The following is a 14,555-nucleotide window of genomic DNA, read 5'->3' on the forward strand; positions in this document are numbered from 1 at the left end:
CTAAGGCCATTAAAATAAGGGATAACAGTAATGGAACGTTTGAAGTCTTGTTATAAGAGGTGAGTTAGCACTTATGAGGATAACAAGATGGCTGCGGGTTTGTAGTAGTGTTGATCGCTAGCCGTATACACCTTCATGGTAACATGTTGGGAGGAGAAAACTAGCAGGAGCGAAGAAACCCAGTCAATAGTAGTATCTTAAACAACTTATTTCCCCAAAATAAGTTTGATAATGACCTATCGTTTGATAGGTCATTTTTTTATGGGGAATTATTGGGATAAAAGCACTAGGTCTAAGGACTAGTTAACTATTATTGACAGATCGCCGTGTGCGATGAAAGTCGCTCGCACGGTGAAGGCTTATCCGAAAGACCATTATGGTTATAAGGTGAGAATAGCATTGAAGAGATTATAAGCGCTGGGGGAATTTATAGGGGGAACTTAAATCTTAATCCCCAAGGCACAGACCCTATTAATTACGGACCAGAAAATAACACTCGCACCATTGTTGGAAATGTCGCCATAAATGGAGAAATTTCATCAACAATACAACTCAGGAATTTCACGATCAATGGAGATTTAATTATAAATACACCAAATGCTTCAGTTGTATTAGATTCATCTGTAAACGTTACTGGGACTACCATTATAGAAGATGTAGCAGCTTCTACATTTACGAATAACGGTGTAATAGGCAAGGTCAGAATTGTTGATTCAAATGGTACCAGATTTATCAATAATGGAACTAGTGGATTGCTAACAATTGATACTATTGGCAAAGTGACAGTAGGAGGAACTATTGATGAAGTAGTGGTAACAAAATCTACTACTCTTAATGTTCAGGGAACGATTAAGAAATTAGAAGTTTCACAAGGCCAAGTCGTAGATATAAGCGGTAGTGGAAGAGTCTTAGAAATCCCGATTGACAGTCAGGTAGCTTTTGAAGGCCAAAAAGAACTTGAAGAAATCATGAAAAGTGCATATGCTCTATCACCCGAAGACTATACAACAGAAAGCTATAACTGGCTAAAGACAGCTCTAGAGTTTCCAGTAACATCAAATGCAGAAGTTAAAGCAAAGACGGAAGCAATCAAACAAGTACTATCAATTTTAGAATTTGCCGGTCAGTCAGCATTAGATACAAAAAAAGCACAAGCTGAGAAAAAGAAAGAAGCTGATTATACATCTGAAAGCTATAGCCCATTAAAATTAGCATTAGAACTGCCAGAAACAACAAATGCAGAAGTAATAGCGAAAACAGAAGCGATCCAGGAAGCACTAACGGGCTTAGAATTCGCAGGCCAATCAGCCTTAAATACAGCAAAAGCAATAGCTGAGGAAAAGCAAGAATCTGATTATACATTTGAAAGCTATAGCCCATTAAAAGCAGCATTAGAACTGCCAGAAACAACGAATGCTGAAGTAGTAGCAAAAACGGAAGCGATCCAGGAAGCCCTAGCAGGCTTAGAGTTTACCGGCCAAACAGCTTTAAATGCAGCAAAAGCAAAAGCTGAGGAAAAAGAAGAATCCGATTTTACATCCGAAAGCTATGGCCCGTTAAAAGCAGCATTAGAACTGCCAGAAACAACAAATGCAGAAGTAGTAGCAAAAACGGAAGCTATTGAAGAAGCGTTAGCAGGCTTAGAGTTTGCGGGCCAAACAACCTTAAATGCCGCAAAAGCAAAAGCTGAGGAAAAGGAAGAAGCCGATTACACATCCGAAAGCTATAGCCTATTAAAAGCAGCATTAGAACTGCCAGAAACAACGAATGGTGAAGTAGTAGCAAAAACAGAAGCCATCCAAAATGCACTAGCAAATTTAGAATTTGCAGGTCAATCAGCCTTAAATGCAGCAAAAACAAAAGCTAACGAAAAGCAAGAAGCTGACTACACTTCTGAGAGTTATAATGCACTAAAGTCAACGTTAGAACTTACAGAAACAACAAATGGTGAAGTAGTAGCAAAAACAGAAGCCATCCAAAGTGCACTAGCAAATTTAGAATTTGCAGGTCAATCAGCCTTAAATGCAGCAAAAACAAAAGCTGACGAAAAGCAAGAAGCTGACTACACTTCTGAGAGTTTTAATGCACTAAAGTCAGCGTTAGAACTTACAGAAACAACAAATGGTGAAGTAGTAGCAAAAACAGAAGCCATCCAAAGTGCATTAGCAGGCTTAGAATTTATCGGCCAAACAGCTTTAAATGCAGCAAAAGCAAAAGCTGAGAAAAAGAAAGAAGCCGACTATACATCTGAAAGCTATAGCCCATTGAAAGCAGCATTAGAACTGCCAGAAACAACAAATGCAGAAGTAGTAGCAAAAACGGAAGCGATCCAGGAAGCCCTAGCAGGCTTAGAATTTGCAGGCCAATCAGCCCTATACGCAGCAAAAGCTAAAGCTAAGGAAAAGGAAGAAGCTGACTACACAACTGAGAGCTTTAACGCCTTAAAGTTAGCAATGGAAATGTCAGAAGCAACCAATGCGGAAATGGTTGCAAAAACAGAGGCAATTAATGAAGCTATAGCAGAATTAATTTTTGCAGATCAATCATTATTGGATTCTGTGAAAAGCCAAGTAGATCAACTGATTAAAGAGCACTACTCTCAAGAAAGTTTTAATTCAATAATAAATGCGCTAAATTTACCTGAAACAACGAATGATGAAGTGATCGTAAAAACGCAGGCTATTCAGGATGCATTAAATAATTTAAAAGTTCTTGTTTCATCTGTAGGCAGCTCAAATACTATTATAGTGGGCAAAGCCGGAAATGCACCTGAAGATGTTAAAGGTTCATTGCCTGCTCAAGCGCAGGTAACCTTGGCAAATGGATTAACACGTATGATTGATATTACTTCATGGACTGATAATGATCAATATGATCCTGCAGCGAGTGGATCTTATACGTTTACTGCGATTGTCGCAGTACCAGCTGATGTAGATTTAAATGGTCACTCTATTACGATAGAGGTAGTAGTAGAAGAAGCGCCAGTACACTCATCAGTAGAAAGTCAAATGTTAACAAGTCTTGATTTTTCGACTGTAGCAGCAACAACAGCAAAACTTGATAGTAAGCCAGTTACTGTAGATAATTTTACCAATAATGCAAAAAGTTTTACGATTGTGTATGGACAAGATAGAATACCAGTGAATGTGTATTGGCAGCTTTCTACCGATTTTTCTAGAGGGGCAGCAATGGGTTCTGTTGTAGAAAGCGCTATACAAGATTACTATTTCAAAAAAGGCGGCAGTAATGGAATCATGACTAGACCGCTTTATGCTATGGGGTTTGGTGATACATTCTTTATTCAATCATTTAAGACGGGTTCCGCATCCTCTATTATCTTAGAAGGAAATGATTGGGATTACTTTTTCGATGAAAATAGAAGCATTGGTAAAGATCAGGATACATCTAAAAACCGCAGCTTTACGGTGAGTGTTGGAGAAAAAACATCAACTATTCAATTGACAGGAAACTTTACCAGCATAGACCAAATCATAACTCTAATAAACTCAAAATTAAGCACAGACGGAGTACAAGCTACAGCAGAGAAAATGAACATAACTCAATTTAAAATTACCTCTCAAGTATCAGGAAGTGATATTTTTATTGGTGGTAATGATAAAGATAAGCTGTTTCAATAAATTTTTATAGTGATAGATAAAAGGGGCTTCCATTGCTGGGAGTCCTTTTTTTAAATCTTATTTATGATATTTAAAAACCTCCTTAATCGCAGTATATTAATAATTTTACATAATATTTACACTACTTTAACTCCACGTCCAAAATACATCAGTTGCAAAGTGGTAATATAATCCTGGGGAAATAAGAGATAGTACAATTGACGGCACGCCGTATGCGATGAAAGTCGCCTGTATGGTGTAGGCCCGAAACGAAAGCCAGGTAGTAGACTGGTATAAGACGGGAATAGCAAAGGACCAGCTTTAAAACTTACTTTACAGCATGGCAACCTTTTAAAAGTATCTCAAATTGCTAGATACGATAGCGGAAAAGGTGCAGCTGGAACAGAAATTATGGCTTATGATGCAAAAACACAAAAAGCATTTGTAACAAACGGAGCAGTCAGCGGATTTGATATTCTATCATTTGCTGATTTAGAATCTGGTAAATTTACAGAAGTGGAATCACAAAAACGATTACTATTAGCAGATTTTGGAGTAGAAGATGTTAAAGATATCACAAGCATCGCTGTACATCCTACAAAGGATATCGTAGCGATCTCTGCCGCAAGAAACGATAAGACAGACAAAGGCTATATCGTTTTTGTAAACAAGAATGGCGGATTCCTTTCAAGTGTACAAGTAGGCTCTTTACCTGACATGGTTACATTTACTCCAGATGGTACAAAAGCACTTGTAGCGAATGAAGGTGAACCAAGTCAAGATTACAGTGTAGACCCAGAAGGATCTATCTCAGTGATTGATGTAACAGGTGCTCCTGCTGAATTTACAGCAAAAGAATTAACTTTTTCAGAAGATTTAATTGATGACAAAGTTCGTGTTTCTTCAAGAGGAACAAAGCTAGAGCAATTAGAGCCTGAATATATCACAGTTTCAGCAGACAGCAAGACAGCTTATGTTGCAATGCAAGAAAACAATGCAATTGCTACAATTGATTTAGTAGAAGAAAAGATTGTAAGTGTGAAAGGGCTAGGTTTCATTGATCACTCGGTCGAAGGAAATGAAATGGACGCAATCAAAGACGGTGAGATTAAAATTGAAAAACAACCGATCTTAACATACCATTTACCAGATGCCATTAGCACGTTTACGATTGGTGGAACTGAGTATATCATCACTCCAAACGAAGGCGATACTCGCGATTGGGATGCATACTCAGAGGAAAAGAAAGTTGGCAAATTAGGGGAAATTGAATTAAAAGCAGAAAACTATGCTGGTTATACACAAGAAGAATTGGATACATTTGATGTAGATCTATTAGAAGACTTTAAAGTAACAACTGAAAGTGGATACAATGAGGAAACTGGTAAGTATGAAGCATTATATGGCTTTGGCGGACGAAGCTTCTCCATTTTCAATGCAGAAACAATGGAATTGGTATATGACAGCGGCAATGAATTTGAAACAATCACAAAAGAAGCTGCTCCAGAATACTTCAACTCTGACAATGAAGAAGTAGCGAAAGATGACCGAAGCAACAGTAAAGGTCCTGAGCCGGAAACAGCTGTTACAGGCGTCATTAATGGTAAAACTTATGCATTTATCGCATTAGAGCGTTTCGGCGGAATTATGGTTTATGATGTATCAAACCCAGCTACACCTAACTTTGTATCATTGCTTTCCAGCCGTGATTTCTCAGTAACAGAATTTGCTGGAGATCTTGAAGGCGATGATGCCGGAAAATTTGCTGGAGATGTTTCTCCTGAAGGATTGCAGTTTATCCCTGCGAACCAAAGTCCAACAGGCAAAGCTTTACTCGCTGCAACACATGAAGTTTCAGGTACAGTAGCAGTTTACGAGTTTGAGTAAGTTTTATAAATGAAGAGAGCAGAGAGGACAGCGATGTCCCTCTGTTCTTTTTTTTATCTTGGAGAGTAACTATATATACTCTCAAAAATTGGATTGTAAACTACAATTAACCAAACTTTAACCAACTATTAACAAAGAGTTAATATTAAAAACATTTCAAAAATATATGAAATACATTACAATAGTCAGTGGGGAAATAAGTAGAAAGATGTCTGCTGTTGGCGGATCGCCGTATGCGGTGAAAGCCGCCTGTATGGTGAAGGCTCGGTATAAGTCAGAGCGAATGGCTCTGTATAAAACGAGAATAGCGGACCAAAGCGTTTTACATTGTCATTGATGCATAACAATGACTCACATGCACATTTAGATGATGTTGCAAAATTTGTAACAGCTGTGAAGGGGGTTAGAGCTGATAAGCCAGAAGCATTATTGCTAAATGCTGGGGACGTATTCTCTGGTACATTATATTTCAATGAATTCGAAGGACAAGCTGACTTGAAATTCTTGAATCTATTGAAATATGACGCAATGACGTTTGGAAACCATGAATTTGATCTTGGTTCAAATGGAGAAGGTCATAAAGCGTTAGCTGACTTTATCAAGGGTGCTCAATTCCCATTTGTCTCTTCTAATATTGATTTCTCAGCTGATGATAATCTTAAAGGATTGTTCTCAGACCTAGAATCAAGTGATCCAGAGAACGGAAAAATCTACAACGGAATCATTAAAGAAGTGAATGGAGAGAAAGTTGGGATTTTCGGATTAACAACGGCTGAAACGGCTGATATCTCTTCACCTGGCGATGTGAAATTTGAGGATTATTTAGAAGAAGCCGAAAAAGCTGTTAAAGCTTTTGAAGACAAAGGCGTAGACAAAATTATCGCTCTTACACACATTGGGTATGATGATAATCCAGCATATGATAACGATTTAACTTTGGCAGAATCTGTTGAAGGTATCGACGTGATCGTAGGCGGGCACAGCCATACAAAATTAGAAAAGCCTGTTGTTATTTCTGAAAATGGAAGTGGACAAGCTAAAGAACCAACTGTCATTGTACAAGGTCAAGAGTATCATAAATACCTAGGTACTTTAGATGTAACATTTGATGAAAATGGGGTAGTAGTTGAACACCAAGGTGAGTTAATTGAAGTTGGTGATCTCCCTGAAGATGCACAAGCATTAGAAATGTTAAAGCCTTATAAAGATCGAGTAGATGAAGTATCTAACACTCAAATTGGTGCAACTGCAACGGAAGCTTTAGCTAACCCGCGTACTGATGGAGATAACACAAAAGAGAGCGTTCGTAAAAATGAAACGGTTCTAGGTAATTTAATTACAGATGGTATGCTGTCAAAAGCAAAACAGTATGAAGAAAATGTAATTATGGCGCTGCAAAATGGCGGCGGTATCCGTGCTGGCATTGAAGCTGGTCCTATCACAAATGGTGAAGTGATCACAGTTCTTCCATTCGGAAACACACTAGCAACGATGGATATCACAGGTGCTGAGTTAAAACAAGCATTTGAAATCAGCTTAGGAAATCTGCCAAGAGAAAATGGAGGATTCCTTCATGTTTCGGGCGGAAAAGTAGAATATGATTCTTCGAAACCAGCAGGCGAGCGTGTTGTAAGTGTATCTTACAAGAATGAACAAGGTGAATACGTTGAAGTTCAAGATGGTGAAGAATATGTAGTGGCTACAAATGCCTTTACTGCTAAAGGCGGAGACGGCTATGATGTATTCGAGAAAATCTATAAAGAAGGACGCGTAACAGACCTTGGCTTATCTGACTGGGAAAACTTCGCAGAGCACTTGAAATCTCTTGGAACAGTTACAGGTGAAATTGAAGGCAGAATCGTTGATGTTTTAGTTAAAGAAGTTCCAGCTGCAGATTTCTCTGGTACAACTGAAGAGCCAAAAGAATATAAGGGGAACGTTACTGTTGATACGACAAACGTCGATTCCTTAAGTAATGCTATTGTAAATGGTGACTTAGTTTTAACAGGTACACCATCTGAAGAAGCAACATTCTCAAATATTACAGTAACAGGTGATCTAGATCTAACTGACTTTGGCGGCGATGTCATTCTTGATGGAATCAATGTTGAAGGTGACACAATTTTATAATCAATAGTTTAGCAGAGGCCTTCAGCTTAAGGTTGAGGGCCTTCTTCCTTTAAAGTAGATAGACATAATAGCAGAAAAGGAGATTTGACTTAATGGGCACAAAATATATTAGAAGCAAAGTAAATGCTCTATTGGCATCTGCATTGCTAGTCAGTGCAGCAGTTCCGGCATTACCGATTAGTGCTAAAGCAGAAACAGTGGCTTCGGATTTGATTATTTCGGAGTATATTGAGGGCAGCGGATACAATAAAGCAGTTGAATTATACAATGGGACTGGTAAGTCGGTTGACTTGAGTCAGTACACACTGAAACTATATTCAAATGGTAATACAACAACAACTACTAGCGAAAAACTATCTGGTGCCTTAGAAAATGGTGAGACATATGTCATTTATAATGACCATAACCAGATAAGTGCAGATCTAAAGAGTAAGGGAGACTTAGCTAGTGGGGCAGTTAACTTTAATGGTGATGATGCCTTAGAATTAGTAAAGGATTCAGAGGTGATTGATTCCTTTGGACAAGTTGGAGTCAAGGCAAATTACGGAACAGATGTAACTTTAGTTCGTAAAAGCAATATTCTAACCGGTGATAAAAATTCTACTGATAGCTTTGACGCTGCAACAGAGTGGAATACAAACCCGAAAGATGACTTCAGCAACCTAGGCACACATGAAATGTCCGGTGGAGATGTAAACCCACCAGTAGATCCAGATCCGGAACAGCCAGCAGATCCTGAAACAATCACGATTGAAGCAGCTCGTGGAATGAGTTTAGGTGAAACCGTTACGGTAAAAGGTGTAGTAGCAGCTGGATTGAAAAATACAATCTCGATTCAAGATGAAACTGGCGGAATTGCAGTACGCCCAACAAGCTTAGGCTTATCTGTTGGGGATGAAGTAACGTTAACAGGTAAATTAGCGGATTACCGTGGACTTCTGCAATTAGATAGTGCAACAGTTGTAGAAAAAACGGCTGGTGATGCCCCAACAGCTAAAAAAGTGACAGGTGCAGAGGTTAATGAAGATAATGAATCTCAGCTTGTTACTGTAGAAAATGTTGAATTGACTGCTGTAAATTCAGGCGGCGGCTGGGCAAACTATACAGCTGATGATGGCAGCACCTTCATTGTTCGCGATGAAAATGGCTCACTTGATCTAGCAGTTGGAACAACATATGAGTCTATTACGGGTATTGTGCAGCAGTTCGATAATGATTACCAAGTTATTCCTCGTTCCCAAGAAGATATTGTGGCTGACAGCACGATTTTAAAAGAAGCAACTGCTTCTCCAGGAACAGGAACATATGTTGATGGGACTACAGTTACACTCAGCACGACGACTGCTGATGCTGAAATCTACTATACGTTAGATGGGACAAATCCAACTGATGAGAGCACTAAGTATGAAACTCCAATTGAAATTACTGAAGATACTGTTTTAAAAGCAATCGTTAAAGCAGCAACAGGTGAGTTCAGCGAAGTTGCTACTTATGAGTATACGATCACAGATGCACTGCAAATTCATGATTTACAAGGTGAGGGACATGATTCACCATTCATGAATGAAACAGTAAGCGGGATCCAAGGTATTGTAACAAATTCATTTACATTAAGCGGCAGCTACTATTATACGATCCAGACACCAGATGAGCTAGCAGATGATAACCCGAATACTTCAGAAGGAATCTTGCTTTATAGTGGTACAAGAAATTGGCCGATCGAAGTGGGGAATTTAGTTTCTGTTACTGGCAGAGTATCTGAGTATGCTTACGATGGGTATAGCGACAGACAAACTACAGATTTAAAGTCTACTCAAATCAATGTTCGCAATGATCAGGGCGGAGTAGTAGAAGTTATTGATGAGAATGTTGAACTGCCAAAACCAATTAAGCTTGATGAGTCAAATATCAACTTTGATCACATTGACAGCGACCAATTTGAAATCTTTAACCCTGAAGTAGATGCAATCGATTTCTGGGAAAGCATTGAAAGCATGCGCGTTGAACTGGATACGGTTAAAGCAGTATCACCACAAGAGCACGGCGACCTTATTACAGTTCTTGAAAGCGAAGAAACAAATTCTCTTCACGGCGGCGTATTATATGAAGAAGATAATGCAAATCCAAACCGCATTCATTTCCGTATGGAGCCAAATGGAGCTGCTCGTGATTTCGAAGTAGCAACTGGCGATACGTTTGAAGGGCCGATCACTGGTGTTGTTGGCTACTCATACCAAAACTATAAGATTTATGTACCATTAAATGAGATGGAAGCTGCACATAGAAAAGGAACAGTAGTACCTGAAAAAACAAAGATTGTAAAAGATGACGCCAAGTTAACAGTTGCTTCTTATAATCTGGAAAACTTCTCAAATAACAGATCATCTTCTTCAGATGATAAAGCCCGCAAACTAGCAAGAGCGATCGGTACAGATATGGAAACACCTGATATTGTTGGTGTTACAGAAGTACAAGACAACAATGGAGAATCTGCAGGAAATTCAGCTGCAAATGAAAGTTATGAGAGATTAATTGCAGCAATTAAAGCTGAAAGTGGCGTAGAGTACGAATACGCAAATATCGACCCTGTAAACAATCAGGATGGCGGAGCACCGAATGCAAATATTCGTGTTGGTTTCCTTTACAATCCTGAGCGTGTCCAAATGAAGGAAGGTAAGCCAGCGGGAGATGCTACTACTGCAGTAGGATACGAAGATGGTTCTTTAACACTTAACCCAGGCAGAATCGATCCAAACAATGCAGCATTTGATGATAGCCGTAAACCATTAGCAGCAGAATTTGTTTTTGATGGTGAAGATGTAATTGTTATTGCTAACCACTGGAATTCTAAATCGGGTGATACACCATTATTTGGTGCGATTCAACCGCCAGTATACGATAGTGAAATCCAGCGTAAACAAATTGCTAATGTGATTTATGACTTTATTGAAGATGTGAAAACAAAGAATCCATCAGCAAATATTGTTTCTCTTGGAGATTTTAATGACTACCAATTTGCAGATGCTCTTAAAATTCATGAAGGTGAACTAATGACCAACATGATTAACGAGGTAGAAACATCTGATCGTTACACATATCTATACCAAGGTAACTCTCAAGTATTAGATCATATTTTAGTATCTAATAACCTAGCAGCAAACACAGAAGTGGATATTCTGCACATCAATGCAGACTTTACAGATATGGCTGGCCGTGCAAGTGACCATGACCCGGTAATGGTTCAAATTGATTTGAAAAATCAAGATGAGGAACAGCCAGGGCTAGAGCCAATCAAAGCAGAAAAAGAATACAACTTCAAAAACTTTAAAACAAGCAAACTGACAATCACAAAACCAAGTGTTTCTCTAACATTAGATGCTGCTTCCGCTATTAAAAATGGCATCTTCTTTACAGGGGAATATGCGGAATTCCATGGTGAAGGCTTCCAGACAAATAATGTGACGATTAACCCTGCAAAAGCTGGAGCAATCGTTGACTTCAAAGGTAATGGAGTACAGAAGCTAATCATTGACGGAACAAATGTAAGTGAAATCAGAGGCGCAGACAACTTAGATATCGAGAGCATTGAATATATCAACGGTGCCGATCCTGAACAAATTGATTTCTATAATTTAGAGGGGGACCTTATTCAAGGTCCTTCTTTTCCTTTACCGAGTGAGAACCATGCTCCGGTAGTATCGAAAGAAATTACGAACAAAACAGCAGCAGCAGGAGAAACGGTTACAATTGATTTATCAGAGCATTTCTCTGATCCAGACAAAGATAAACTCTCTTTTACTTCGACACTTGGTAAAGTAAACGGGAATACTTTAACCTTAGAGTTGGCAGAAGGAACACATCTAGTTGCAGTCACTGCAACTGATGGGAAATTAAGTGTAACAGAAAGATTTAGTGTAACAATAACAGCAGCTAGTAACGATGAAAATAACGATTACTATCAAGCCGCTATGGGCAAAGAAGGCCAAGCTCTGAAATCAGCTCTTCATGATATTATTTCAGATCAAAAAGTTCTTTCTTATTCTCAAGTCTGGGATGCTTTAAAAGTAACGGATGAACACCCTGATAGTCCTAATGATGTATTGTTATTCTATTCTGGTAAAGCACGTTCTAAATCCAGCAATGGCGGAAACGTAGGGGACTGGAACCGTGAACACGTTTGGGCAAAATCTCACGGAAATTTCGGAACAAGCAATGGTCCTGGTACTGATATTCACCACCTGCGCCCAACGGATGTGCAAGTGAATAGCTCAAGAGGAAATCTAGATTTCGATTATGGCGGAAATCCTGTGAACAATTGTGATGGCTGCAAAAGAAGTTCAAACTCATTTGAGCCGCCAGATCGCGTAAAAGGTGACGTAGCAAGAATGTTATTTTACATGGCAACACGCTACGAAGCTGGAGACCGAGTCGACTTAGAATTAAACGAAAAACTAAATAACGGAAGTGCGCCATACCACGGAAAACTTTCCGTACTTCTTGAATGGCACAAGCAAGACCCAGTTGACGAAATCGAACAGCGCAGAAACGACAAAATCCACGAAATCCAAGGCAACCGCAACCCATTTATTGACCACCCAGAATGGGCGGAATCTATTTGGGATTGAGTTGATTTTAGGTGGGTCATAGGGACAGGTTCTTTGACCCAATTGGGTAATGAGGGACAGGTTCCATAACCCAACAACAGATCAATCTGATAATAAAGATAGACCCGCCTAATGGCGGGTTTATTTAATTTCAGCAAAGCAACTTTGTAGCTGCAGTTTCTAACAGTATTAGATCAGCAATAAGGAGCATTGAAAAGGAGGTATGTAATTAAAGAAAAAACCTCACCGCTTTAAGGGTGAGGCCAGAACTTTGCATTTCTAAGTCGTAATGCTAATGCTCAATTAGAGAATGTTTCTGTTTCTTATTGGTTACTCTCCAATATGAAGTAAATCAGTGGAAACATTTCCTGCTGCATCAGTCACATATAGGTGAGAAGTAGTCTGTGAAATTAAGAATCTTACTTGATTTGCATAAACATCATCAGCATCTAGACCAGGGTTTAGAAAAACAATGGAGATAGAGTTGTCAATTCCCGCTTTTAATCTTAATTCATAGAAAGTGCCATCATTTCGCATAAATGAATAATTATAAGCCTGGTAATGATCATCGAATGTTCTAGTAAATAATGATGTAGTATTTTCTTTTGTCTCACCCGGATTTACCCATGTATAACTACCTGTTCCAGTTGCTAAGTCAGTAATATGAATATCATTTTTAGCACCGTTAGGAGATACATACTGCAGTCTAAATCCATTAACCTTCTCATCAAAAGCTGCAATGATCTCAGCAGCTCCACCATAAGCTGGTACACTCACAGATATTGCATTCGTTAAACTTGGTGCTTCTTTATCGCTATTCTCGCTTTATACCAGAAGGGCTTATCACGAGTATTCACCGGACAGGCGACTTTCATTGCATACGGCGATCCGTCAACATTAGTTCTATTTACTTAATTCCCCTAATTATAAATAATTTAGGAGGAATGTCACTAAAATTATTACAGTGGGAGCAGGGGATAGGTTCTTTAAAACCTAGTAATATTAACAGTCCCAATAATTTGCAAAAAAAAATAAACCTACTTAAATTGTGGGTTTATTCTCTTATTAACATTGTTAACTAAAAGCCTCACGGATATAATCCCTCCGTGTAGGCTTTTAGTTTTTATTACTATCAAACTTATTTACTGCCCAACGACTTCAAAAGCTCCTGCAATAACAAGCTAAAGCTCGATAAATGCTCCTGCACTCTTCCTGGGAATGCACTTTCAAGAAAATCTAAATTGTCGCGTTCTGTATGGAAGATAGGGCCGTACTCAACCGTTTGAATATATCCATCTTTGTCTCCAAGTGCCCAATTGGTTGCTTCAAAATAACCATAAGGAATTCCCTTAGCTTTAAATGGAGCGTGGTCACTCCAATCACCAGTAGTTCCTTCAGGATATGCAGGGTTATCTCCTGGGTTAGTACCGATATTAAGATCTTTTTCCTCAACGATCTCTAAAGCCAAGTCACGAATAAATCCAGCGTCGCCAGCTCCGCCATACACATACATATGGTCACCTGCTGCAAGACTATCCAAATTGATCATTCCAACTGTATTGCTGATTTCAGATTCATCCATTTGATTTGCATAGTATTTAGAGCCCTGAAGTCCAACTTCTTCAGCACCAAAAGATACAAATCTAATGGAATAAGGAGTTTCAATATCTTTAAGTGCTTTTGCTGCTTCCAATAAAACACCTACTCCGGAAGCATTATCGTCGATTCCTTTTCCAGCTGACACTGCGTCATAATGAGCTCCTACAATGATTTCCTTAGAGGATTTCCCTTGTTTAAACCCAATTACATTTGCTGAGTTAATGGTTGTGCCGCCTCTTGTAAAGCTGAAAGGCTGAACACTTGTCTCTAAACCAATCTTTTCAAATTCACTCTTAATATAACTTTCCGCAGCTCTTTCATCTTCGGTACCCGCTACTCTTGAACCGAACGCATTTAACTGTTTTAAATGTTCATAAGCAGTTTCACCATAAACAATCTCGCTATTCTCGCCTTATACCATGATCACATGGCTTTCGCATCGAGCCTTCACCATACAGGCAGCTTTCACTGCATACGGCGATCCGTCAACAATCGTATCTTTTTATTTCCCCAAACACATTATATAACATAAGTATAAATGTATAAATATAAATATTTGAAAATTTTATATTTAATTAGTGTCATAATGGATTTATGGTTATAACCCCTAGATATTATGATCTATTTGAAGGGGGTGAATTGCATATGGATTCATGAAATATAAAAAAGCCATTTGTTTAGCATTTGATGCTAATAAATATTCAAAATGTGGAATAAA

Annotated in this window: 6 protein-coding genes and 1 pseudogene; 4 read left to right on the plus strand and 3 right to left on the minus strand. The window is 38.7% G+C overall.

From position 1 onward, the window contains the following. Nucleotides 1–475: 475 nt before the first annotated feature. Nucleotides 476–736 carry a hypothetical protein gene (locus tag A6754_RS22645; protein ID WP_156495666.1) on the minus strand — a complete coding sequence of 87 codons (261 nt, stop codon included), beginning with the start codon at nt 734–736 and terminating at the stop codon, nt 476–478. A 16-nt stretch (nt 737–752) separates the two neighbouring features. On the opposite strand from A6754_RS22645, the gene A6754_RS02750 reads away from it, so the two are divergent. The 4 genes and pseudogenes from A6754_RS02750 (at nt 753) to A6754_RS02765 (ending at nt 12,259) form a co-directional block, all read left to right on the plus strand. After that, nucleotides 753–3,638, plus strand: a complete 2,886-nt coding sequence (locus A6754_RS02750) for an Ig-like domain-containing protein (protein WP_066442408.1) — start codon at nt 753–755, stop codon at nt 3,636–3,638. Nucleotides 3,639–4,028: 390 nt separating this feature from the next. Continuing rightward, nucleotides 4,029–5,504 (plus strand): choice-of-anchor I family protein, encoded by a 1,476-nt coding sequence (locus tag A6754_RS02755; protein ID WP_066442409.1) that lies wholly within the window; start codon nt 4,029–4,031, stop codon nt 5,502–5,504. Between the two features lie 321 nt (nt 5,505–5,825). Further along, nucleotides 5,826–7,634 (plus strand): annotated as a pseudogene (locus A6754_RS02760) (bifunctional metallophosphatase/5'-nucleotidase); the annotation flags it as partial. Nucleotides 7,635–7,726: 92 nt separating this feature from the next. Beyond that, nucleotides 7,727–12,259, plus strand: a complete 4,533-nt coding sequence (locus A6754_RS02765; RefSeq protein WP_066442411.1) for an endonuclease — start codon at nt 7,727–7,729, stop codon at nt 12,257–12,259. A gap of 309 nt (nt 12,260–12,568) precedes the next feature. On the opposite strand, the gene A6754_RS02770 is transcribed toward A6754_RS02765, so the two are convergent. Both A6754_RS02770 and A6754_RS02775 read right to left on the minus strand, forming a co-directional pair. Continuing rightward, nucleotides 12,569–13,015, minus strand: a complete 447-nt coding sequence (locus A6754_RS02770; protein WP_066442412.1) for a hypothetical protein — start codon at nt 13,013–13,015, stop codon at nt 12,569–12,571. A 361-nt stretch (nt 13,016–13,376) separates the two neighbouring features. Continuing rightward, nucleotides 13,377–14,234: a M20/M25/M40 family metallo-hydrolase gene (locus A6754_RS02775; protein ID WP_082851585.1), complete on the minus strand. Its 858-nt coding sequence runs from the start codon at nt 14,232–14,234 to the stop codon at nt 13,377–13,379. Nucleotides 14,235–14,555: the final 321 nt, after the last annotated feature.

The organism is Cytobacillus gottheilii, assembly GCF_001636345.1.
Classification (GTDB): Bacteria; Bacillota; Bacilli; order Bacillales; family Cytobacillaceae; genus Cytobacillus; species Cytobacillus gottheilii.